This is a genomic window from Streptococcus sp. KHUD_012 (assembly GCF_052588255.1).
Map to the genome: position 1 here is coordinate 957,084 of NZ_CP159355.1, position 20,736 is coordinate 977,819.

General features: G+C 42.6%; 19 protein-coding genes, 1 pseudogene and 1 other annotated feature. Of the genes and pseudogenes, 18 read left to right on the forward strand and 2 right to left on the reverse strand.

What is annotated here, in order from left to right; translation table 11 throughout:
• The first annotated feature begins 45 nt into the window (after positions 1-45).
• Positions 46-277: a binding site (T-box leader), on the forward strand.
• A 132-nt stretch (positions 278-409) separates the two neighbouring features.
• The 7 genes from trpX (at position 410) to ABVF55_RS04585 (ending at position 8,220) form a co-directional block, all read left to right on the forward strand.
• Positions 410-1,411: a tryptophan ABC transporter substrate-binding protein gene (trpX, locus tag ABVF55_RS04555; RefSeq protein WP_445285605.1), complete on the forward strand. Its 1,002-nt coding sequence runs from the start codon at positions 410-412 to the stop codon at positions 1,409-1,411.
• Positions 1,412-1,534: 123 nt separating this feature from the next.
• Positions 1,535-1,954 carry a chromosome partitioning protein ParB gene (locus ABVF55_RS04560; protein WP_445285606.1) on the forward strand — a complete coding sequence of 140 codons (420 nt, stop codon included), beginning with the start codon at positions 1,535-1,537 and terminating at the stop codon, positions 1,952-1,954.
• Between the two features lie 315 nt (positions 1,955-2,269).
• Positions 2,270-3,316 carry a phenylalanine--tRNA ligase subunit alpha gene (pheS, locus tag ABVF55_RS04565; RefSeq protein ID WP_155167551.1) on the forward strand — a complete coding sequence of 349 codons (1,047 nt, stop codon included), beginning with the start codon at positions 2,270-2,272 and terminating at the stop codon, positions 3,314-3,316.
• A gap of 2 nt (positions 3,317-3,318) precedes the next feature.
• Positions 3,319-3,849 (forward strand): GNAT family N-acetyltransferase, encoded by a 531-nt coding sequence (locus ABVF55_RS04570; protein ID WP_024055668.1) that lies wholly within the window; start codon positions 3,319-3,321, stop codon positions 3,847-3,849.
• A gap of 67 nt (positions 3,850-3,916) precedes the next feature.
• Complete coding sequence (pheT, locus tag ABVF55_RS04575; RefSeq protein ID WP_445285607.1) at positions 3,917-6,322, forward strand: phenylalanine--tRNA ligase subunit beta; 2,406 nt, start codon at positions 3,917-3,919, stop codon at positions 6,320-6,322.
• Between the two features lie 167 nt (positions 6,323-6,489).
• The gene (locus ABVF55_RS04580) at positions 6,490-7,272 is read left to right on the forward strand and encodes a DUF6612 family protein (RefSeq protein WP_350012300.1); all 783 of its coding nucleotides are present in this window, start codon (positions 6,490-6,492) and stop codon (positions 7,270-7,272) included.
• Between the two features lie 18 nt (positions 7,273-7,290).
• The gene (locus ABVF55_RS04585; protein WP_350012299.1) at positions 7,291-8,220 is read left to right on the forward strand and encodes a hypothetical protein; all 930 of its coding nucleotides are present in this window, start codon (positions 7,291-7,293) and stop codon (positions 8,218-8,220) included.
• A 77-nt stretch (positions 8,221-8,297) separates the two neighbouring features.
• On the opposite strand, the gene ABVF55_RS04590 is transcribed toward ABVF55_RS04585, so the two are convergent.
• Positions 8,298-8,441: a FeoB-associated Cys-rich membrane protein gene (locus tag ABVF55_RS04590; RefSeq protein ID WP_350012298.1), complete on the reverse strand. Its 144-nt coding sequence runs from the start codon at positions 8,439-8,441 to the stop codon at positions 8,298-8,300.
• Positions 8,442-8,844: 403 nt separating this feature from the next.
• On the opposite strand from ABVF55_RS04590, the gene ABVF55_RS04595 reads away from it, so the two are divergent.
• From ABVF55_RS04595 to ABVF55_RS04645, 11 genes and pseudogenes are all read left to right on the forward strand, one after another.
• Positions 8,845-9,153 (forward strand): hypothetical protein, encoded by a 309-nt coding sequence (locus tag ABVF55_RS04595; protein ID WP_371605716.1) that lies wholly within the window; start codon positions 8,845-8,847, stop codon positions 9,151-9,153.
• 13 nt (positions 9,154-9,166) lie between these two features.
• Entirely contained in the window at positions 9,167-9,376 is a 210-nt protein-coding gene (locus ABVF55_RS04600; RefSeq protein WP_175744313.1) for a helix-turn-helix transcriptional regulator, read from the forward strand.
• A gap of 2 nt (positions 9,377-9,378) precedes the next feature.
• On the forward strand, positions 9,379-10,176 hold the full coding sequence (locus ABVF55_RS04605) for a DUF3169 family protein (protein ID WP_445285608.1): 798 nt from the start codon (positions 9,379-9,381) through the stop codon (positions 10,174-10,176).
• 11 nt (positions 10,177-10,187) lie between these two features.
• Positions 10,188-11,081, forward strand: coding sequence for an ABC transporter ATP-binding protein (locus ABVF55_RS04610; protein WP_070661955.1), 894 nt, complete (start codon positions 10,188-10,190; stop codon positions 11,079-11,081).
• A complete protein-coding gene (locus ABVF55_RS04615) occupies positions 11,078-12,292 on the forward strand; it encodes an ABC transporter permease (RefSeq protein ID WP_118227997.1) in 1,215 nt (404 codons plus the stop codon). The genes ABVF55_RS04610 and ABVF55_RS04615 overlap by 4 nt, the downstream gene beginning before the upstream one ends.
• Positions 12,293-12,389: 97 nt before the next feature.
• Positions 12,390-13,313: an aldo/keto reductase gene (locus ABVF55_RS04620; RefSeq protein ID WP_049482730.1), complete on the forward strand. Its 924-nt coding sequence runs from the start codon at positions 12,390-12,392 to the stop codon at positions 13,311-13,313.
• 149 nt (positions 13,314-13,462) lie between these two features.
• Complete coding sequence (locus ABVF55_RS04625) at positions 13,463-14,038, forward strand: TetR/AcrR family transcriptional regulator (RefSeq protein ID WP_155169484.1); 576 nt, start codon at positions 13,463-13,465, stop codon at positions 14,036-14,038.
• Positions 14,035-14,715: an ABC transporter ATP-binding protein gene (locus ABVF55_RS04630; RefSeq protein ID WP_155169486.1), complete on the forward strand. Its 681-nt coding sequence runs from the start codon at positions 14,035-14,037 to the stop codon at positions 14,713-14,715. The genes ABVF55_RS04625 and ABVF55_RS04630 overlap by 4 nt, the downstream gene beginning before the upstream one ends.
• A 3-nt stretch (positions 14,716-14,718) precedes the next feature.
• Positions 14,719-15,863 (forward strand): annotated as a pseudogene (locus ABVF55_RS04635) (FtsX-like permease family protein).
• A 385-nt stretch (positions 15,864-16,248) separates the two neighbouring features.
• The gene (locus ABVF55_RS04640; RefSeq protein WP_445285609.1) at positions 16,249-17,994 is read left to right on the forward strand and encodes an ABC transporter ATP-binding protein; all 1,746 of its coding nucleotides are present in this window, start codon (positions 16,249-16,251) and stop codon (positions 17,992-17,994) included.
• The gene (locus ABVF55_RS04645) at positions 17,984-19,852 is read left to right on the forward strand and encodes an ABC transporter ATP-binding protein (RefSeq protein ID WP_195487640.1); all 1,869 of its coding nucleotides are present in this window, start codon (positions 17,984-17,986) and stop codon (positions 19,850-19,852) included. Before ABVF55_RS04640 ends, ABVF55_RS04645 begins: the two co-directional genes overlap by 11 nt.
• A 298-nt stretch (positions 19,853-20,150) precedes the next feature.
• Here the strand turns inward: ABVF55_RS04645 and ABVF55_RS04650 are convergent, their stop codons facing one another.
• The gene (locus ABVF55_RS04650; RefSeq protein WP_070595029.1) at positions 20,151-20,633 is read right to left on the reverse strand and encodes a glutathione peroxidase; all 483 of its coding nucleotides are present in this window, start codon (positions 20,631-20,633) and stop codon (positions 20,151-20,153) included.
• Positions 20,634-20,736: the final 103 nt, after the last annotated feature.

The following is a 20,736-nucleotide window of genomic DNA, read 5'->3' on the forward strand; positions in this document are numbered from 1 at the left end:
CCAAAAAAATACTGAAAAAGTATTGACATTTTTGAAAGAAAACTTTAAAATGTAAGAAATTAGAAAAGTAGTAAATGAAAGTTTCAAGAGAGCCTACGGTTGCTGAGAGTGGGTAGCGGCAGTTTATGAAATTGGACTAATGATGAGATGAATTTGAAACAATAAAAATTCGGTTGGCACACCTTATCGTGCAACTTGTTGCTAGACAAGACAGAGATATGGGGGAGACTATCCTTTTCCCATAAGTGAGGTGGCACCGCGATGACACGTCCTCACATAGCTTTTGCTATGTGTGGGCGTGTTTTTTGTTTTAGATAAGAAGGGAGAAAAGATATGAAGAAACGATGGCGTCGCAGTCTTTAGATGATAGAAAAAAAGAAGAAAATGAAAAAATAGAAGAGGTAGTAAAATGAAAAATAAACGGTTAATGGGAATTATTGGTTTGATTGCAGCAGCAGTCATTGGGACAGCGATCTATTCAGCTACAGCTGGTAAGGACAACAAGGCGGCAACTAGCAATGAAAAAGCTAAAGTTGGGGTCTTGCAGTTGGTCAGCCACCCTTCGCTTGATTTGATCTACAAGGGGATTCAAGATGGTCTAGCTGAAGAAGGCTATGACAAGGACAAGGTTGAGATTGACTTCCTCAATGCGGAAGGCGACCAAAATAAAGTTGCAACCATGAGTAAGCAATTGGCAGAAAAAGATAATCAAGTCTTGATTGGGATTGCAACCCCATCTGCTCAAGGTTTGGCCAGTGCAACTAAAGATAAACCAATTGTCATGGGAGCCATCACCGATCCAGTCGGTGCAAACTTGGTCAAAGATTTGAAAAAACCAGGTGGCAATATCACAGGGGTATCTGACCACAATCCAACGGAGCAACAATTGAAATTGATCAAAGAATTGACTCCGAACGTGAAAACAATCGGTGCCCTTTACTCAACCAGTGAAGACAATTCTAAATCTCAAGTAGAAGAATTTACAAAATTGGCTGAAAAAGCAGGTTTCAAGGTGATTCCTTACTCTGTACCTTCAACAAACGAAGTTGCTTCAACAGTTTCTGTCATGACTGGTAAAGTCGATGCCATCTGGGTTCCAATCGATAATACCATCGCATCAGCCTTCTCAACTGTTGTTGAAGCCAACAAAACAGCTAAAAAACCAATCTTCCCAAGTGCGACAGCCATGGTAGAAGCGGGTGGTCTTGCTTCAGTCGTTGTCGACCAACATGATCTTGGGGTAGCAACTGGTAAAATGGCTGCGAAGATCTTGAAAGGTCAAAAACCTGCAGACACACCTGTTGAAATCTTTAGCCAAGGAAAATCTGTCATCAATAAAAAAGTCGCAGATGAATTGGGTATTACTATTCCAGAATCTGTCTTGAAAGATGCTGGACAAGTCATTAAATAAAAAGAAAACGAATCACAAGAATGGCGGGGGAATTTGGCTTTGGCAGGTCTTTAAATCGTGACCTTTGAAAATGTCTACCAGTGTCCAGAACCAACTTTTATACTCTTGGTAGAGGAGAAAGAAATGGAAGTCAAGATAACAGATCTTCATCCGACCCAACTTTATTTATCAGAAAAGAAGTTACAAGCTATCCAGATGCTGGATCAGTCGGCAGACATCATCAATGTGGATCCAATTAGTGTTCTTGCATTTGGAAATCGCTTCTTGATTACAGACGGGCATCACAGGGCTTATCAGGCTTTATTGGCAGGTCGGGATACGATTTCTGCTGAGTTTGATAGAGATGGTGGCGATGAATTGTATGCTCTCTATGCGCAAGCTTGCGAGGAAAGAAAGATATCCTCTGTTTTGGATTTAAAACATCGTATCTTACCTCAAGATGAGTATGAAGCAAAATGGTATAACTGGTGTGATGGTTTTAACCAAGCAGCAACTCTTCTATTGAAAAGGAAAGCAGATGAAGCAGACCAGGCAAATAGATAATGCATTGCGTCCTGTTCCTTCTTCTATTGAAATTAGTCTCATCTAACTTGTTTTTTAACTAAAAATCTGCTAAACTAGATAGTAATCGAATAGAAATCTGCAAGACTAGTATCTCAAGGGAAGTGCGACAGGGAGAAGAGCCGTGACTGAAAGCTCTTTGCATGAAAGCTGAGTGAATTCACTTGCGTAAAGGATTTAGAAATTAAGGTCTGGTTTACGGATAAAAAACGGATGGTACCGCGTGTCAACGCTCCGAATGAGGGTGTTGGCGCGTGGTTTTTTCTATGTCTGTAGAGGGACCATGATGGAGGAAATATGTCAACGATTGAAGAACAATTAAAAGCGCTTCGTGAAGAAACGCTGGCAGCTTTGAAGCAGATTTCTGCTGAAAATAAAAAAGAGATGCAAGAACTACGGGTCTCTGTTCTTGGAAAAAAAGGATCTCTGACGGAAATTCTTAAAGGGATGAAGGATGTCTCTGCTGAGATGCGTCCGGTTATCGGGAAACACGTCAATGAAGCGCGTGATGTCTTGACGGCTGCCTTTGAAGAAACGGCCAAACTTTTGGAAGAAAAGAAAGTCCAAGCCAAATTGGCTAGTGAAAGTATCGATGTGACCCTTCCAGGTCGTCCAGTTGCTAGTGGTTACCGTCATATTTTGACCCAAACCAGTGAAGAAATCGAAGATATCTTTATCGGGATGGGCTATCAAGTCGTAGACGGCTTTGAAGTGGAGCAAGACTATTATAACTTTGAACGGATGAATCTGCCTAAAGATCACCCAGCGCGGGATATGCAGGATACCTTCTATATCACAGAAGAAATCTTGCTTCGGACCCATACCTCACCTGTACAGGCGCGGGCTATGGATGCGCATGACTTTAGCAAAGGACCATTGAAGATGATCTCTCCAGGGCGGGTTTTCCGTCGGGATACGGATGATGCGACCCACAGCCACCAATTCCATCAAATCGAAGGTTTGGTTGTTGGGAAAAGCATTTCTATGGCCGATCTTCAAGGAACGCTTCAATTGATCGTGCAAAAGATGTTTGGTGCAGAACGCCAAATCCGTTTGCGTCCTTCTTACTTCCCATTCACTGAGCCATCGGTTGAGGTGGACGTTTCTTGCTTCAAATGTGGTGGTGCTGGATGTAACGTATGTAAGAAAACTGGTTGGATTGAAATCATGGGAGCCGGTATGGTTCACCCACGCGTCCTTGAGATGAGTGGGATTGATCCAACAATCTATTCAGGATTTGCCTTTGGACTTGGTCAAGAGCGTGTGGCCATGCTTCGTTACGGAATCAATGATATCCGTGGCTTCTATCAAGGGGATATCCGTTTTTCAGAACAATTTAAATAATTATGTTAGTAAAAGTTAAGGCGAAAGATTTTCATATTTTAAGGGAATTAGAGGTGGAAACCTATGGGGATACCTTTGGTCCCTACAACTCTGATGCCGATATGGAAGATTACTACCAGATGGTTTTATCGCTAGAGCAAATCCAAAAGGACCTAGCAGACCCGGAATCAGAGACCTATTTTGTCCTTGATCACCATCAGGAAATTTGTGGTTTCCTCAAGTTTAACTGGGGCAAGGCACAAACGGAGCCAGTAGAGATGGACAATGCTTTTGAAATTCAGCGCATCTATGTCAAAAAAGAACATCATGGCAAGGGCTATGGCAAGGAAATGTTTACCTTTGCCTTAAAAGAGGCTCAAAAACGTGGATTTGACTGGGTCTGGCTGGGTGTCTGGGAACGGAATTTTAAGGCCCAAAACTTTTACAAACAATTCGGATTTGAACGATTTAGCGAGCACCACTTTATCACAGGGGAAGCTGTGGATATCGACTGGTTGCTGCGCAAGCATTTGAAGGAGAATCCGCAAGCTTAATTGTGGGTCCAAATTGAGAGAAAGGAATTGAGAAGATCTCACCAAGTGGGATCTTACGATCAGAATAATGTTAGTATCATATAAATGGTTAAAACAATTGGTGGACGTGGATGTGCCATCAGAAGAGTTGGCTGAAAAAATGTCAACTACAGGGATCGAAGTAGAAGGTGTAGAATCTCCTGCTGCTGGTCTCTCAAAAATTGTCGTCGGAGAAGTCTTGTCTTGTGAAGATGTGCCAGAGACACACCTTCATGTCTGCCAAGTTAATGTGGGGGAAGAAGAAGCGCGTCAAATCGTCTGTGGAGCACCAAATGTGCGAGCAGGCATCAAGGTGATGGTGGCTCTTCCAGGTGCTCGCATCGCAGATAACTACAAGATTAAAAAAGGGAAAATCCGTGGTTTGGAATCCCTTGGGATGATCTGTTCACTTGGTGAGTTAGGCATTTCTGACTCAGTTGTACCGAAAGAATTTGCGGATGGCATCCAAATCTTGCCAGAGGATGCTGTTCCAGGAGAAGAAGTCTTCTCTTACCTAGACTTGGATGATGAAATCATCGAGCTTTCTATCACTCCAAACCGTGCAGATGCTCTTTCGATGCGTGGGGTAGCACATGAAGTAGCAGCCATCTATGACAAGGCAGTCAACTTCAAAGAATTTACTTTAACAGAAACAGACCAAGTTGCAGCGGATGCTCTTTCTGTCAGCATCGACACAGATAAGGCTCCTTATTATGCAGCTCGTATCTTGGACAATGTAACCATCGCACCAAGTCCACAATGGTTGCAAAACCTCCTCATGAATGAAGGCATCCGTCCCATCAATAATGTGGTTGACGTGACCAACTATATCTTGCTTTACTTTGGTCAGCCCATGCATGCCTTTGACTTGGATACCTTTGAAGGAAATGACATCCGTGTACGTGAAGCGCGTGCAGGTGAGAAATTAGTGACCTTGGATGGGGAAGAGCGTGAGTTGGAAACAAGTGACCTCGTGATTACGGTTGCTGACAAACCAGTAGCCCTTGCCGGTGTCATGGGTGGAGAGGCTACAGAAATCTCTGAAAAGTCTAGTCGTGTCGTCCTTGAAGCGGCTGTCTTCAATGGTAAATCAATCCGTAAGACTAGTGGTCGCCTCAACCTTCGTTCAGAATCTTCTTCTCGCTTTGAAAAAGGCATCAATGTGGCAACCGTTAATGAAGCCCTTGATGCAGCTGCAAGCATGATTGCAGAATTGGCTGGTGCAACTGTTCGTAAAGGTATTGTTTCAGCAGGTGAATTGGATACTTCTGATGTAGAAGTTTCTTCCACTCTTGCAGACGTTAACCGTGTCCTTGGTACTGAGCTTTCCTACGCGGATGTAGAGGATGTCTTCCGTCGTCTTGGCTTTGGTCTTTCTGGAAATGCAGAAGCCTTCACAGTTAGCGTTCCACGTCGCCGTTGGGATATCACGATTGAAGCGGACCTCTTTGAAGAAATCGCCCGAATTTATGGTTATGACCGCTTGCCAACCAGTCTTCCAAAAGATGATGGGACAGCCGGTGAGTTGACAGCGACTCAAAAATTGCGTCGCCAAGTTCGGACTATCGCTGAAGGGGCTGGATTGACTGAAATCATTACTTATGCACTGACAACTCCTGAAAAAGCAGTGGAGTTCACGACTGCACCAAGCAACTTAACGGAGCTCATGTGGCCAATGACTGTGGATCGTTCGGTCCTCCGTCAAAATATGATCTCAGGAATCTTGGATACTGTAGCTTATAATGTCGCTCGTAAGAACAAAGATTTGGCCCTCTATGAGATCGGAAAAGTCTTTGAACAGACAGGTAATCCAAAAGAAGACTTGCCAAACGAAATCAATAGCTTTGCCTTTGCTTTGACTGGCTTAGTTGCTGAAAAAGACTTCCAAACTCCAGCTGTTCCAGTTGACTTCTTCTATGCCAAGGGAATCTTGGAAGTCCTCTTTACTCGCTTGGGTCTTGAAGTGACTTATACAGCAACACAGGAAATCAAGAGTCTCCACCCAGGGCGTACAGCCTTGATCTCACTTGGTGACCAAGTGATTGGGGTCTTGGGACAAGTCCATCCTGTAACAGCTAAGGCTTATGATATCCCAGAAACCTATGTGGCAGAATTGAACTTATCTGCTATTGAAGCAGCTCTTAAACCAGCCGCAGCCTTTGTGGAAATCACCAAATTCCCAGCTGTGAGCCGTGATATCGCCCTTCTCCTCAAAGCAGAAGTGACCCACCAAGAAGTGGTTGATGCGATTCAAGCTGCTGGCGTGAAACGCTTAACAGACATCAAACTCTTTGACGTCTTCTCAGGTGAAAAACTAGGACTTGGTATGAAGTCTATGGCCTACAGTTTGACCTTCCAAAATCCAGAAGATAGCTTGACGGACGAAGAAGTCGCACGCTACATGGAAAAAATCCAAGCTTCACTTGAAGAAAAAGTCAATGCAGAAGTACGTTAAAAATTTGATGAAAACAGTTGAGACATGCTCTTAGCTGTTTTTGTTTTGTATTTAAAAAATGACAATCTTTTTACAAGCTTGTGAAATGATTTACAAAGCAAATGGGATGGTTTATAATAGAAGAATAAACATTAGTAGATTTACTGAAAAAAGGAAGGAGAATGGGGATGTTAAATATGAGAAAACCTATCTTGTCACTTGTTGGTTTATTGGCAGTAGTTAGTCTAGTTGGATGTCAACAGGCTGAGGGCAAGAAGGGAAATTCAAAGGAACTAAGCCAAGAACAAATCATCGACAAGGGGCTAGAAGCCTTTGAACACTTGAAAAATGGCGAAATCAAACTGGAGAGTAAGATTGAGAGAAAGTTTAGTGAACCAACAAGTGATGGGAATACACACGCAGTATATACTCCGACTTTTGAAGGATCCTTTGAATTAAAACCAGTGAGGGTACGTGGACTATATACGAACAACGGTACGAGTCAAGAAGAGTATTACGATGCCTTTCATGAGTATTCTAGACCAAAAGACTCATCAGAGTGGGAAATGTTTTCTTATTCTCAAGAGAATAAACAACCTGTGGGGGTAAATCAAGAAGCCATACGCTTCTTTCAGACACAGAAAGACAAGTTTGAAGTGACCAAGAAAAAGGACCAGTATGTCTTAACCTATAAGAGTAAGGATGTCAATCATTTACTAGAACCAAATAACGCCGTGTTACAAGGCCCTGTTCCCATAGGAGTTAGTTATTTTGAAAATTCAGAAGGGAGCTACCAGATAGACCTCATCGTTTCTAAGGAGACCTTGACACCTTTAGGTGTTACTTATACTTGTACTTCTAATTCATCTTTTGCGAAAGAAAAATTAACGTGTAAAATTACCTATTCAAAACAAAATACTGGTGTCCAAGTAGAAGTACCAGAGGCTGTTGAAAAATTGGGTGGTATTTAGTTCAAAAGGAGTGAAGATATGAAACATAAAAGAAAGTTATCAGTGTTTCTCTTATCTCTTCTTGCTTGTCTATTCCTTTCAGCTTGTCAACCGGCAACAACTCCTTCAAAGGATACGACACAAGATAGTGGGAGTAAAGATGTGAAAACGTATATCCAAGCCATGAGAGATGCAAAAAACATGGAATATGTCAGTAAAATTTATCGAAAGAATCTACTTGAGGTAAAAGGTTCACAATCACTAATGTATGAAACAACCTTACGACATGGGAAAATTCAGTTTGACCCTCAAGTATATAATGAATTTTATACGAAAGATGGAGGAAATGGATCTACGACAGACAGTGATTCAGACCATTTTCGAAGTCTTGCCAATAAAATAGGTTCTACAGGATATGGGGATACCATTTTGAGACTATATTCTCCTGAAAAAGGGGTTCTGTATAAAAAAATAAAGAAGGGAGACGATAGTTGGACTTGGAATAGAGTGGAAGAAGTTACAGAACCAGCCCTGAAATATCAAAATATAAAAGATCCAGAAGTGGGACGTCATGAACTCATTTTGAAACTTTATGAGAAATATGCGGATCGATTTAAAAAAACTATCGATGGTCAGTATATCTATCTGGAATTTAAGGGTGATGTTAAGAAAGATATTGATCAAATTGGAGAATTTCAAAATACTTTGTTAGATAGTGAGCTTTACACCAAAGGGAAAAATGAGATTCAGTCCGTCAAGTTGCACATTTATTTGTCTATGAAGAAAGACTCCTCAAATAAAGAAGAAAAATTAGTTCCTAGCGAAGCTAGGATTCAACTAGATACCAAATTGAAAAATGATAAAGGGCGAACGGTGAACAATGAAGACCATTTTGAATTTACTTATCGAGATATTAACCAGATAAAAGAAGTCAAAGCTCCCCAAGATTTTAATATCGTAGAGAATTAAATAGGAGGATAGAAAAACCATTGGTTCAATTGACCAATGGTTTTTTGCGTTTTTGATTTCTGGTACATACCTATTCTTTACTGATGTCGGTGCGATTGGTGTATCTCGTCTTTGATGGGACAGGAACACTCGCAGTCTCCGCAGGATCCTTTTCCCTTGAGGTAGGAGCGAAGACCTTGTCCAGCTAAAAAAATAAGGACGGTAATAAGAATAGTTGACATGGTAACCTCCTAGATATGAGTGGTAGATAAGTTTTTTAAGTTGATGAGTTGATCATTACTTTGCTGTGGCTTGTGGAAGATGCAGGGAACAAGGATGATGAAAATGATCAGAGCTAGCCTAGTCCTACTAGTTTAGACTTCATCGAGATTAAACACGTGTAAGATTATCTTGTAGCGACCAAAGTCATATTTCTTACTATGGAAGTCTTTTCAGATTCATAGCAGGGAGAAAAGAATCTTTAAAAGGTGCGCAAATGCGGGCCTTTTATTTCTTACGTCAAAATATCCATGTCAACCATCCTTCTATTTTTGACAAATATTTTTATTTTTTTGACAAGTATACTTGTCAAAAAGAAAAAGAAGTGTTACAATAATTTTAGTTGAAAGAAGGGGAGGTATTCTTATGGGAGCTATATGGATTCTATTTATCCCTTTTCTGGTTATCATTTATGCAAGCTCAGAAAAGAAGATAAAAAAGTTGAACAAACGTATTAAAAGATTAGAAAAACAAGTGAAAGGAAATCAAGAAATGTCTAGACTTTTAGAAGAATTAAAAGGCCAAACGGCCACTGTTACTGTAGATGGTTTTGGAGCCGAGTATGAAATTTTGGATATTGATGAAGATTGGGTCAAATTGAGTCGTGAGACCAATAAACAACAAAAAGAAACCAAATTAGTCCGTATCGAAGATATTCAAGATATTCAACTATAAGGGGGCGAAAGCCATGATCTTAAAAAATCGACTGAAAGAGCTGAGGGCGCGTGATAGTCTCAACCAATCTGAGCTAGCCAAGCTAGCTGGAGTCTCGCGCCAGTCTATCAGTCTCTTGGAGCGGGGTGAATACACCCCTTCGGTTATCATTGCCATCACCATCGCCCAGATTTTCAAGGAACCTGTGGAAAATGTTTTTATTCTAGTAGAGGAAGAGGAATAACAATGAAAAAGCAATATAAAGAAAGGTCAGCGCGTTTTCGTTTTTGGAGAAATGTAGGGATCATTACAGTTTCCGGCTTGATAGGAGGAGTTATCAGTTTTTTGACAGGAATGTTTGGATCCGAAAAGCCCCTAGAAATCCAATCCTTCTTTAGTAAAGAAGTACTTCTTTTGGGCTCAGCAGTTTTATTCCTGGTCGCATTTATACTCACGATAACCTTACTGATGTGCGCGAGAAAAGTCCATCAAAAAATGCTCCAAATAGAAGACGATGATGAAGCCTATCACTATGACATTCAAAAGAAAAAACTATATGGCTTAGCGACCATTTTTAAAGGCATCATGATCTTGCCCTACTTTTTATTCGTCATTTTTTATAGTCAATTGGTCGACTTAGATAGACCTGACGCTGGGGACATGGCTTTTATCTTTGGAGACTTTACCATGCTCTATCTCTTTCTTGTCTTGATTGCCCTATTTTTCCTATCGGATATCTTCTTTCGCAAGACCTTCCATCTGATTTATGGAAAACCGATTCCCCGCAATGCTAATGCCAAAGAAGTGCGTGAATTTATGATGAGTATGATGGATGAAGCAGAAAAGCAGATTAGCTACGAGGAAAACTATGAAATTATCATTAAGTTAAGCAATTATATCTTGCCTTTTGCTTTAATTGGAATTTTCTTGATTGGTACCTTTTTCCATACCGATATCTTATTAGCCTTAGTAGTTGTATCACTGATTTATCTCTATATCTTGGTCTCACAATACAAGATTACCAAACGTTATTATAAAGAGTAAAGGAGTCATCCATGTTAGAAATTAGAAATTTAGAAAAAAGCTTTGGGAATAAGCAGGTTCTCTTCGGAGTAAATCTGACAGCTCAACAAGGTCATATCCTTGGCTTAGTTGGGAAAAATGGTGCCGGGAAAACAACTATTTTCCACAGTATCTTGCGCTTTTTGGACTACAGCGGCGAGATTCGCCTAGGTGGCAAAGCGATCACCCAAGAGACCTACAAGGAGATTGGCTATTTGCCTGAAGAGCGCAGTCTTATGCCAAAACTTACGATTTTTGAGCAGGTCCGCTATTTGGCTGCCTTAAAAGGAATGAGTACCGCCGAGGTCAAGGAAAAATTACCGACCTGGATGGAAAAACTCCAAGTAAAAGGGAAATTGACCGATAAAATCAAGAGCCTCTCAAAAGGGAACCAACAGAAGGTGCAACTGATCATCACCTTGATTCATGAACCTAAATTGATCATATTAGATGAACCCTTTAGTGGCTTGGATCCGGTCAATACAGAAGTGCTCAAGCAGGTCATCTTTGAAGAAAAAGAGCGTGGGGCAACCATTATCTTTTCTGACCACGTCATGACCAATGTCGAAGAGTTGTGTGATGATATCCTAATGATCCGTGATGGTTCGGTTGTTCTATCAGGGCCTGTCCAAGAGGTTCGGAATAGCTATGGCAAGACTCGCCTCTTTGTCTCAAACGACTTTAGCAAAGAAGAGCTAGAAGCTCTGCCACACGTGACCAAGGTAAGCATGACCAAGCAAGGGACTTGGAAGCTGATCTTGGATGATGCGTCAGCTGGACCAGAATTATTTGACCGCTTGACCAAGGGACACTACCTCGCGACCTTTGACCACCAAGCACCAACTATTGATGAGATCTTTAAACTTGAATCAGGAGTAGAAGTATGAAACAGATGTTTGTCGTAATGAAAGAAACCTATATCAGACAAGTGAAATCATGGAGTTTCCTCTTCATGGTCTTCGGTCCCTTCCTCTTTTTAGGATTGAGCATTGGAATCGGTTATCTGACAGGTTCTTCTACAGATGCCAAAAACCAAGTGGCCTTGGTGACAGAAGTTCCAGCTGTCAAAGAAAGTCTCAAAGGAACTGATGGCTTGACCTTGGACTACAAGGATGAAGCTGCAGCTAAAAAAGCCATCAAGGATGAGAAAGCAGCTGCTTACCTAACGGTCGATGAAAAAGATGGCCAGCTAGAAGCCACTTATGTGGGCGACCAAGCCATGAAAACAGATTTGAAATCGCTTGTCGCTGCGAAATTAAGCCAAGTCCAACAAGGAATCAATCTAGCGCGTGCTAATCTAAGCAAAGAGCAACTGACAGCCTTGTCTCAACAGGTTTCTCTCAAAGAAAAAATTGATGAGAAAAAAGAAGGCTTGAAAATGGTGCAAACCATGGTTGCAGGTGGTCTGGGAATGTTGCTTTATATGATTTTGATCTTCTACTCTAGTATCACAGCCCAAGAAGTGGCCAGTGAAAAGGGAACCAAGATCATGGAAGTGGTCTTCTCTAGTATCAAAGCAACCGACTATTTCTTCGCACGCATGCTCGGACTCTTCGGAGTGATTTTTACCCATATTTTTGTCTATGTCGTTGGGCTAGTAGCCGTTTGGATCTTTAGAGCAGATATCCCAGTTGTCAAGGATATTCTCGCTCCAAACTCTCCGATTACCCAACACCTTGCAGAGGCGATCTCGCTCAATACCGTCTTCTTCATTATCCTTGGCATCTTTATGTATGTAGTGCTCTCTGCCTTCTTAGGCTCAACAGTTGCACGACCTGAAGATTCAGGAAAAGCGATTTCGCCACTAATGATGTTAGTTATCTTTAGCTTCCTTGGGGTAACCACCTTGGGAAGTGCCGGTGATGTCTTCTTATTGAAGATCGGTTCGTACATTCCTTTCATCTCAACCTTCTTTATGCCTTTCCGTACCATCAATGGCTATGCGACTGGTCTTGAATCTTGGGCTTCTTTGGGAATTGCGGTCCTCTTTACCATCGTGGGAACAGTTCTCATTGCCCGTATCTATGCGAGCCTGATCCTTCAGACCGATGACCTCGGACCATGGAAGACCATCAAACGTGCTCTTAGCTATCGCTAATCAGATGAGCCCTCAGTTATTGCTGAGGGCTTTTTGATTTCAAATTGACTTTTGAAATCCTTTTCACTACAATAGAACTACAGAAAAGGAGGCGGACATGAACTATATTGAGTTTGCTGAAAATGAGCGTCTGTCCACGATTGTCCTTGGGATGATGCGGATCAGTCAGATGAGTGAAGATGAGGTGGAGGCCTTGGTAGAGGCAGCCTTGTCGATTGGCATTAACACCTTTGACCTAGCGGATATCTATGGTGATGGCCAGTGTGAGGTCCTGTTGGGTAAGGTTCTCAAGCGCCGTCCGGATCTTCGGAACCAGATGTGGATCCAGTCCAAGTGTGGCATTCGCAAAGACGGTTTTACCTATTTTGATTTTTCCAAGGACTATATTTTGGACTCCGTCGATGGCATCCTCGATCGTCTGCAGATCGAGCGCTTAGATAGTCTCCTCCTTCACCGACCGGATGCCCTCATGGAACCGGAAGAAGTGGCAGCAGCTTTTGATCAGTTGGAGCAAGCGGGCAAGGTTCGTCATTTTGGGGTGTCCAATCAAAATCCCATGATGATGGAATTGCTTAAGACGGCTGTCAAACAACCTCTCAAGGTCAACCAGCTGCAGTTGAGTGCCGCCTTTACACCGAGCTTTGAAGCTGGTTTTCATGTCAACATGGAAGGGGCAAAAGCAGCCGTGCGAGATGGCAGTGTCTTTGAGTATTGTCGTTTAACTGATACTGTGATTCAGGCCTGGTCTGTCCTCCAGCATGGCTATTTCAAGGGGAATTTTGTCGGCAAGGAAGAGTTTGCAGCTCTCAATCATGTCCTCAATGACTTGGCGAAAAAATACCAGGTCACACCGACAGCTATCGCCCTTGCTTGGGTCCTCCGCTATCCTGGTAAGATGCAGGCGGTCATCGGAACGACCAAGCCCCAGCATGTCCTTGAAGCAGGGAAAGCAGCAGCAGTGACCCTAACGCGCAAGGAATGGTACCAAATCTACTTGGCTGCAGGAAATGATTTGCCTTAGAATCTTGTTAGTAAACCAGATTTCACTCTTATCGGTGGTCTGGTTTTTTGTTTTGTGATTTTCAGATTTTTCTTGACAAGTCTTTCTTTTTTATGGTATTCTTTTATGCAACAAGTGTTGCGCAACGGATGTTGCGCGAAAGGAGTCTTATGCCACCCAAGGTTAAATATAGTAAAGAGGCTATCATTGGGACAGCTTTACAATTGGTGAAAGAAGAGGGAATGGCTAGTTTGACGGCTAGAGCCTTAGCGGAGAAACTGGGAGCTACACCGAGAGTCATTTTTGGGCAATTTGCTAATATGGCTGAGTTACAAGCAGAGGTTATTGGTGCTGCGGAGATGGTCGTGGTGGAGTATATTCGCAAGGCCTTAGAAGATGAGAAACCTTTTCGATCTGTCGGGGTTGCTTATATCCTTTTCGCCTCAAAAGAGCCACAACTCTTTCAATTGCTTTTCCAAAATCCTAGCAAAGATCCGATTCGTCGCTTTCAAGATTTTCTTCCCATGAAGGATCATAGTTACCAATTGGTTCTGGATTCGATTGTTGCAGACTATCCTTTGACTGTAGAGGAAGCTAGTCGCTTGTACCAGCATCTATTTATTTACTCACACGGGATGGCCTCTATGGTTGCTTCTGGTATTTATCAGTTCGGCATGGAAGAAGTGATTGGATTACTGACAGAGGTTTGTCAATCTCTCATCAAAGAAATGGTAGGAAAGAAATGATTCAACTAGAAAATGTGCACAAAAGTTACGGCCAAACTAAGGTTTTAAAAGGGATTGATTTGCAGATTCAAGACCAGGATGATGTGGTTATCCTCGGCCCTTCTGGATCGGGGAAATCAACTCTCTTAAATGTGTTATCAGGCTTAGAAAAGGTGGACGAAGGGCATATCCTCATTCAAGGACAAGATTTGTCTCAACTCACGGATGCTCAATTGACAGCCTTTAGACGGGAGAAGATTGCCTTTATTTTCCAGCAGTATTATCTATTGCCGAATCTAACGGTTAGACAGAATGTAAAGATGGGAGCTGATCTGGCAAACAATCATGATTTTTTGCAGATCATCGAGGATTTGGGGCTTGGCGATAAGCTGGACAAGTATCCGAGTGAATTGTCTGGTGGAGAACAGCAGAGAGTCTCCATTGCTCGGGCCTTGGCCAAAAAGCCAGAGATTCTTTTCTTAGATGAGCCGACGGGCGCCCTGGATGAAGAAACAGGGCGAAAGATTCTCGACTATATCTGGAAACTGAAGGAAAAGCTGGGCTTTACCCTCGTCATGGTGACGCACAACCAAAATATTGCGGATATGGCCAGAACTATTATCCGTGTCAATAGTGGCAAGATTACAGAAGTTGAGACCAATGATCAACCTCAGACTGCTTATGAGATTGGATGGTAAGCCATGTTTTCAGTAAAAGATATTCGTAAATTAGTTGTCGTCAGTATCATTGGGGTTTGTGCGGTCTTTGTGGCCAATCTCTTCTTGAATTTTTACCTGGATATCGAGCAGTTGGAGATTTCGAAAACCAATCCCATGATGCAGACCTACTATGATGCCCAGGTTTCGCTTTCCTGGATGGTGGCCATGGTCAGTGGGGTTGTCTTGTCCTTGACGTCGGTCCTTCTCATGTGTTTTTATATCAAACAATTTGTTGATGACCACAAGGAACAATTAGGGATTTTAAAGGCTTTGGGATACAGCAATGGCCAGTTAGCTAAACGGTTTTGGGCCTTCGGGCTCAGTTTTGGAGCTGGAGCGCTTCTTGGCTATTTCGCTTCATTTCTCATGATGGGGCATTTTTACGACTTCCGTAATGAGAAGGGGATTTTGCCAGAAATTACCATTCACTTTCATTGGCAGCTCTTGCTTGCCTTGGTGATGCTACCAACGATCTTCTTTATGGTTCTCGCGATTGGTTATGCTGGAAGACAACTACAAACGCCAGCGCTTCGCTTATTGAAAAAATCTCCAACACCAATCAAGGTCCAAAGGAGAAAGAGGGCTCCTAATAAAGAGAAAGACTTCTTAAAAGAGCTAGCTTCGTCACTGATTTGGGGAAGAAAATCTATCTTGTTTTTGTAGTCTTTGGCTCCATGTGTTTTGCGGCCATGGTTCAATTGTCCTTTGGCCTCAGGGATTACACAGATGATATCATCCAAACCATGATGATTATGATTGGTTTGATCCTTTCTTTCTCGATTCTCTTTTTGTCATTGGGAATTGTTGTCTCTGAAAGTCGGGAAACCTTGGCTCTTATGAAGGCTTTTGGCTACACCGATCGTGAATGCCAAAGTCATATTCTCGCTCCCTATCGTTTTTGGGCTTATTTAGGATTTGTTCTTGGGACAGCTTATCAATATGGCATCATGGAAATTTTGATCGGTGTGATCAAAGACACGGTTCCTGAAAAGATTGAGCATCACTTTGATGGGAATGTGTGCTTTTGGACTTTAATAGGTTTTGTGGTGGTTTATGAAAGCCTCTTTTATCTATCCAACAGAAAACTCCAAAAGCAAACCATCAAAGAAGTGCTCTTAGCTGAATAAATAAAAAAGAGAGTGGGACAGAAATTGGTAATTCGTTAGAATTCGATTTCGTCGTCCCACCTCCGCACAGTTGAGTAGGCCTGTAAAAGCTGATAAAATCAGCGTAGTAGAGCCCGCTCAGCCACTGCGTCTTGCTCGACAATCCAAAAACAATTGAGAGGCTAGGACTTTTGTCCCAGCCTCTTTTGTACTAGATAAACAGAAAAACGGATGCTGTCTAAAAATCTTGCATTTTTTTGCAATTTAGGTTACAATGAAGACTATAAAAAACGCGTAATCCCTAGGGTCTTTCCCTCAGGGAATTTTGTGTGTTTTGACCTATTTTCGATGGAAAGAAGCTTTGCTTCTACCGCAGGAAAAAGTATGAATAACATTGGAGGTAATAATGATTCGATCCTTAATTTCCGAGATCAAAGAATTCAAGAAGCCCTCGATTTTGGCTTCCTTGTTCATGGTCTTTGAAGTCATGTTTGAGATTTCGATTCCCTTTGTCATGGCGAGTCTTTTGGACCAAGGTGTTCAACAAAGAAACATGAACAATATTTTGTTTTACGGTGGGCTCATGCTGGTCTGTGCCTTTCTCTCCCTCTTTTGTGGGATGCAGTCTGCCCGTTATGGCGCCTATGCATCGGCTGGTTTTGCCAAAAACCTTCGTCGGGCTATTTTCAAAAAGGTTCAAACCTTCTCATTTGAAAATATTGATCAGTTCTCATCAGGTGGTCTGGTTACTCGGATGATGACGGACGTGACCAATGTGCAAAATGCCTATCAAATGGTGATCCGGATCTGTGTACGGGCACCGCTCAATTTGATTTTTGCCATTGTGGCTTGTTTCTTGATCAATCCGGAAATGGCCATGATCTTTGTCTATGTGACCATCTTTTTGGCAGCTGTCTTAAGTATCATCATGAAGATTGTTTATCCACTCTTCACAGAAGTATTTGAAGCTTATGACAATCTCAACAACAGCATTCAAGAAAACATCACCAATATGCGGGTGGTCAAGTCTTACGTTAAGGAAGCAGATGAAACGGTTAAATTCAAGAAGGCTTCGCGTTTGATTTATAACATGTTTATGAAGGCTATCCGTGTCGTTGTCTTGAGTAGCCCAGCTATGATGCTTTCCATGTATGCTTCTTTCCTTTTGATTTCTTGGATTGGAGCACATCTGATCGTTGGTGGTCAACTCTCCACTGGGAATTTGACCTCTATGTTTAGCTACACCATGACCATTCTCATGTCGCTCATGATGTTTATGATGATCTTTGTCATGTTGTCGATTTCTATGGCCTCTGTCGAGCGGATCAATGAAGTCTTGACGACCAAAACGACGATTGACTCTCCAGAAAATGGGATCAAAGAAGTTGCTGATGGCTCCATCAACTTTGAGGATGTGACCTTTGCTTATACCGATGAAAATGGCGACAAGACCCATGTCTTACAAGGGATTAATCTTTCTATTCGTTCAGGGGAAGTGATTGGTATCTTGGGAGGAACAGGATCAGGAAAATCAAGCTTGGTGCAGTTGATTCCTCGTCTCTATGATGTCGAGTCTGGTCGGGTGACAGTAGCAGGCCACGATGTCAAAGAATACGATCTTGATTCCCTTCGTAAGCAAGTGGCCATGGTTCTTCAGACCAATGTCCTTTTCTATGGTACGATTAAAGAAAATATGCGCTGGGGAAATAAGGATGCGACAGATGAAGAGATCATCGCAGCTTGTAAGATTGCCCAAGCCGATGAATTTATTCAAGATTTCAAAGAGGGTTATGACACCATGATTGAGCGTGGGGGATCCAATGTCTCTGGTGGTCAACGCCAGCGTCTTTGTATCGCGCGTGCCCTTCTTATGAATCCGAAGATCTTGATCTTGGATGATTCGACTTCAGCGGTCGATACCAAGACGGATAGTTTGATCCGTCAAGGATTGGCAACCAGCTTGAAAGAGACCACCAAAATCATCATTGGTCAACGGATTTCCTCTATTCAAGATGCAGATCGCATCATCGTGATGAATGATGGTCAAATCGATGCGATCGGTCGTCACGAGGAATTGCTTGCGACCAATGCCATCTACCAAGAAGTATATGAAATGCAAACACAAGGGAAAGGAGAAGCAGATGAAAACTAAGAAAAAAGCAAATCTAGGCTCTATCCTTCGCCTGCTCGACTTCCTTTGGAAAAACTACAAGGTATCCTTGATTGTTTCCTTTATCTTAATCATTCTATCATCTCTTGCGACGGTCAATGTAACAGCTTCGATTCAGTCCCTGGTCGATGTCTATGTAGAGCCTATGCTAACGTCAAACAGCCATGATTTCGGACCGCTCTTGTCCTTCTTAACACGGGTCGGTTTGATTTGTTTGATCGGGGTCCTTGCTAACTATGGCTTTACCTTGATTATGGCGACCGTTTCACAAGACTCACTTAGAAGTCTTCGAAATCAGTTGTTTGCCCGCATGCAAAAACTGCCCGTTCGTTACTTTGATACCCACCAACACGGGGACATCATGTCTATCTATACCAATGATATTGATGCTCTTCGCCAAGCGATTGAACAATCCATTCCTCAACTCTTATCCTCAGCGATTACCATCCTTGGGGTAACGTTTACCATGCTGACGGTTAGTCCACTCTTGTTCTTAATTGTTCTTTTCATGGTCATCGTCATGGTCTTTATCATCAAGGATGTCTCTGGCAAGTCAGGTCGTTACTTCGGGGCCCAACAAAAGAACTTGGGGATTGAGAACGGCTTTATTGAAGAAATGATGTCTGGTCAAAAAGTGGTCAAGGCCTTTGTACATGAAAGAGAAAGCATTGAGGATTTTGATCGCATCAATGATCAACTCTTTGAATCTTCCTACCAGGCCAACCGCTATGCCAATGTCCTCATGCCGATTCTTGGGAACTTGGGAAATGTTTCCTTTGTTCTGACAGCCTTGATCGGTGGGCTCTTTGCGCTAAACGGCGTCGGTGGTTTAACCATTGGTGGTCTCATGGCCTTTCTGCAATTGAACCGTTCCTTCACAGGTCCGATTGCCCAGGTCTCTCAACAATTGAACTTTGTCCTCATGGCCTTGGCTGGTGGAGATCGTGTCTTTGATCTTTTAGACGAAGAAGAAGAAGTCGACCAAGGAAAAGTGACGCTGGTCAATTATGAACTGGTCGATGGAGAAATGGTTGAAACTGATCAGAAAACCAACAAATGGGCTTGGAAACACCCTCGTCCAAATGGGGATTATCAGCTTGTCAAGATGGTCGGAAATGTGGTCTTTGATGATGTTGATTTCTCTTATGATGGGAAGAAACAAATCCTTCATGGCATCAACTTGTACGCGGATAAGGGGCAAAAAGTGGCCTTTGTCGGAGCGACTGGTGCAGGAAAGACAACTATCACCAACTTGATCAACCGCTTCTATGACATCCAGTCAGGAATGATTACTTATGATGGAATTGATATTAAATTGATTGAGAAAGATTCTCTGCGTCGTTCCCTCGGAATCGTTCTTCAAGATACCCACTTATTCACTGGTACGATTGCGGAAAACATCGCTTATGGCCGTGCTGATGCAACACGGGAAGAGATCCTTGAAGCAGCTCGGATTGCTAATGTGGATTCCTTTGTTAAGCACTTGGATCAGGGCTATGAGACAGTCTTGACAGATGATGGGGCTGGCCTTTCAAATGGTCAACGACAATTGATCGCCATTGCCCGTGCAGCCCTTGCCAATGCGCCTGTCTTGATCCTGGACGAAGCGACGTCTTCGATTGACTCACGGACAGAGAAGATGGTGCAAGAAGGGATGGACCGCTTGATGGAAGGTCGGACTGTCTTTGTTATCGCTCACCGTCTATCGACAATTGTCAATTCCGATGTCATCATGGTGATGGACCACGGGCGCATCATCGAACGAGGCAACCATGCTTCCTTGATGGCAGAACGTGGCACCTATTACCGCTTGTACACCGGTGGACTTGAAATTGATTAAAGAAAAAAAGCTTGAGCGTTAGCTCAGGCTTTTTTGGCTTTTGGATAATGATTTCTTAGAAACTTTCCTTAGGTGAGTACGGACGTCAGCGAACTTCGAAGAAGTTCAATGACTAATTATTGAGCCCCTTCGCTCTTTAATTTCTGGGCTCAGGCTAAAACAGTTTCCCAAACTGTTTTACTCTCAAAATTCCTGAGTGCCTGAAACGTTATTGTTTCAGGCACTTTTCTCACAGCGGAAAGTCTCGAAAATAAATATTCATTCATCAGAAAGCTTGAGTTCACGCTCAGGCTTTTGCTTATTTCTCAAGTAATTCTTGGATCAAGTCTTCCATGGCAGCTGGCTCTGTTTTGGAGGAGAAGCGTTGGGCGACGTGGCCTTGTCGGTCGATGACAAATTTTGCGAAGTTCCATTCGATGCGTTTGCCCAGTGGCCCAGCTGCTTGGCTTTTGAGCCAGTCATAAAGAGGAAGGGCTTCTTTACCATTGACCTTGGCTTTAGCGAATCGTGGGAAGGTGGTCTGGTAGTTGAGGCTACAGAAGCTATTGATTTCTTCTGCCGTTCCTGGTGCCTGCCCCATGAATTGGTTACAGGGAATGTCTAGGATTTCCAGCCCCTTTTCCTGGTAGCGCAGGTAGAGATCTTGCAGTCCTTGGTATTGCGGGGTCAAGCCACAGCCTGTTGCTGTATTGACCACGATGAGGACCTTACCTTGGTAGTGAGAAAGTGGAATCTCTTCCCCATTCTGGTTTTCTAAAGAAAAATCATAAATGCTGTTCATAGGTGGTATCCTTTCTGTCTCTTCAGCTTTTATTGTAGCACAAATCTCCTAATATTGGGCCAAGAGGAGCATGACTTCTTGCTTTAGTCCCTCCTGTGAAAAT

Excerpts from the sequence above, each read along its gene's own strand:
- trpX (WP_445285605.1), top strand. The coding sequence starts at position 410 with ATGAAAAATAAACGGTTAATGGGAATTATTGGTTTGATTGCAGCAGCA.
- ABVF55_RS04560 (WP_445285606.1), top strand. The coding sequence starts at position 1,535 with ATGGAAGTCAAGATAACAGATCTTCATCCGACCCAACTTTATTTATCA.
- pheS (WP_155167551.1), top strand. The coding sequence starts at position 2,270 with ATGTCAACGATTGAAGAACAATTAAAAGCGCTTCGTGAAGAAACGCTG.
- ABVF55_RS04570 (WP_024055668.1), top strand. The coding sequence starts at position 3,319 with ATGTTAGTAAAAGTTAAGGCGAAAGATTTTCATATTTTAAGGGAATTA.
- pheT (WP_445285607.1), top strand. The coding sequence starts at position 3,917 with ATGTTAGTATCATATAAATGGTTAAAACAATTGGTGGACGTGGATGTG.
- ABVF55_RS04580 (WP_350012300.1), top strand. The coding sequence starts at position 6,490 with ATGTTAAATATGAGAAAACCTATCTTGTCACTTGTTGGTTTATTGGCA.
- ABVF55_RS04585 (WP_350012299.1), top strand. The coding sequence starts at position 7,291 with ATGAAACATAAAAGAAAGTTATCAGTGTTTCTCTTATCTCTTCTTGCT.
- ABVF55_RS04590 (WP_350012298.1), bottom strand. The coding sequence starts at position 8,441 with ATGTCAACTATTCTTATTACCGTCCTTATTTTTTTAGCTGGACAAGGT.
- ABVF55_RS04595 (WP_371605716.1), top strand. The coding sequence starts at position 8,845 with ATGGGAGCTATATGGATTCTATTTATCCCTTTTCTGGTTATCATTTAT.
- ABVF55_RS04600 (WP_175744313.1), top strand. The coding sequence starts at position 9,167 with ATGATCTTAAAAAATCGACTGAAAGAGCTGAGGGCGCGTGATAGTCTC.
- ABVF55_RS04605 (WP_445285608.1), top strand. The coding sequence starts at position 9,379 with ATGAAAAAGCAATATAAAGAAAGGTCAGCGCGTTTTCGTTTTTGGAGA.
- ABVF55_RS04610 (WP_070661955.1), top strand. The coding sequence starts at position 10,188 with ATGTTAGAAATTAGAAATTTAGAAAAAAGCTTTGGGAATAAGCAGGTT.
- ABVF55_RS04615 (WP_118227997.1), top strand. The coding sequence starts at position 11,078 with ATGAAACAGATGTTTGTCGTAATGAAAGAAACCTATATCAGACAAGTG.
- ABVF55_RS04620 (WP_049482730.1), top strand. The coding sequence starts at position 12,390 with ATGAACTATATTGAGTTTGCTGAAAATGAGCGTCTGTCCACGATTGTC.
- ABVF55_RS04625 (WP_155169484.1), top strand. The coding sequence starts at position 13,463 with ATGCCACCCAAGGTTAAATATAGTAAAGAGGCTATCATTGGGACAGCT.
- ABVF55_RS04630 (WP_155169486.1), top strand. The coding sequence starts at position 14,035 with ATGATTCAACTAGAAAATGTGCACAAAAGTTACGGCCAAACTAAGGTT.
- ABVF55_RS04640 (WP_445285609.1), top strand. The coding sequence starts at position 16,249 with ATGATTCGATCCTTAATTTCCGAGATCAAAGAATTCAAGAAGCCCTCG.
- ABVF55_RS04645 (WP_195487640.1), top strand. The coding sequence starts at position 17,984 with ATGAAAACTAAGAAAAAAGCAAATCTAGGCTCTATCCTTCGCCTGCTC.
- ABVF55_RS04650 (WP_070595029.1), bottom strand. The coding sequence starts at position 20,633 with ATGAACAGCATTTATGATTTTTCTTTAGAAAACCAGAATGGGGAAGAG.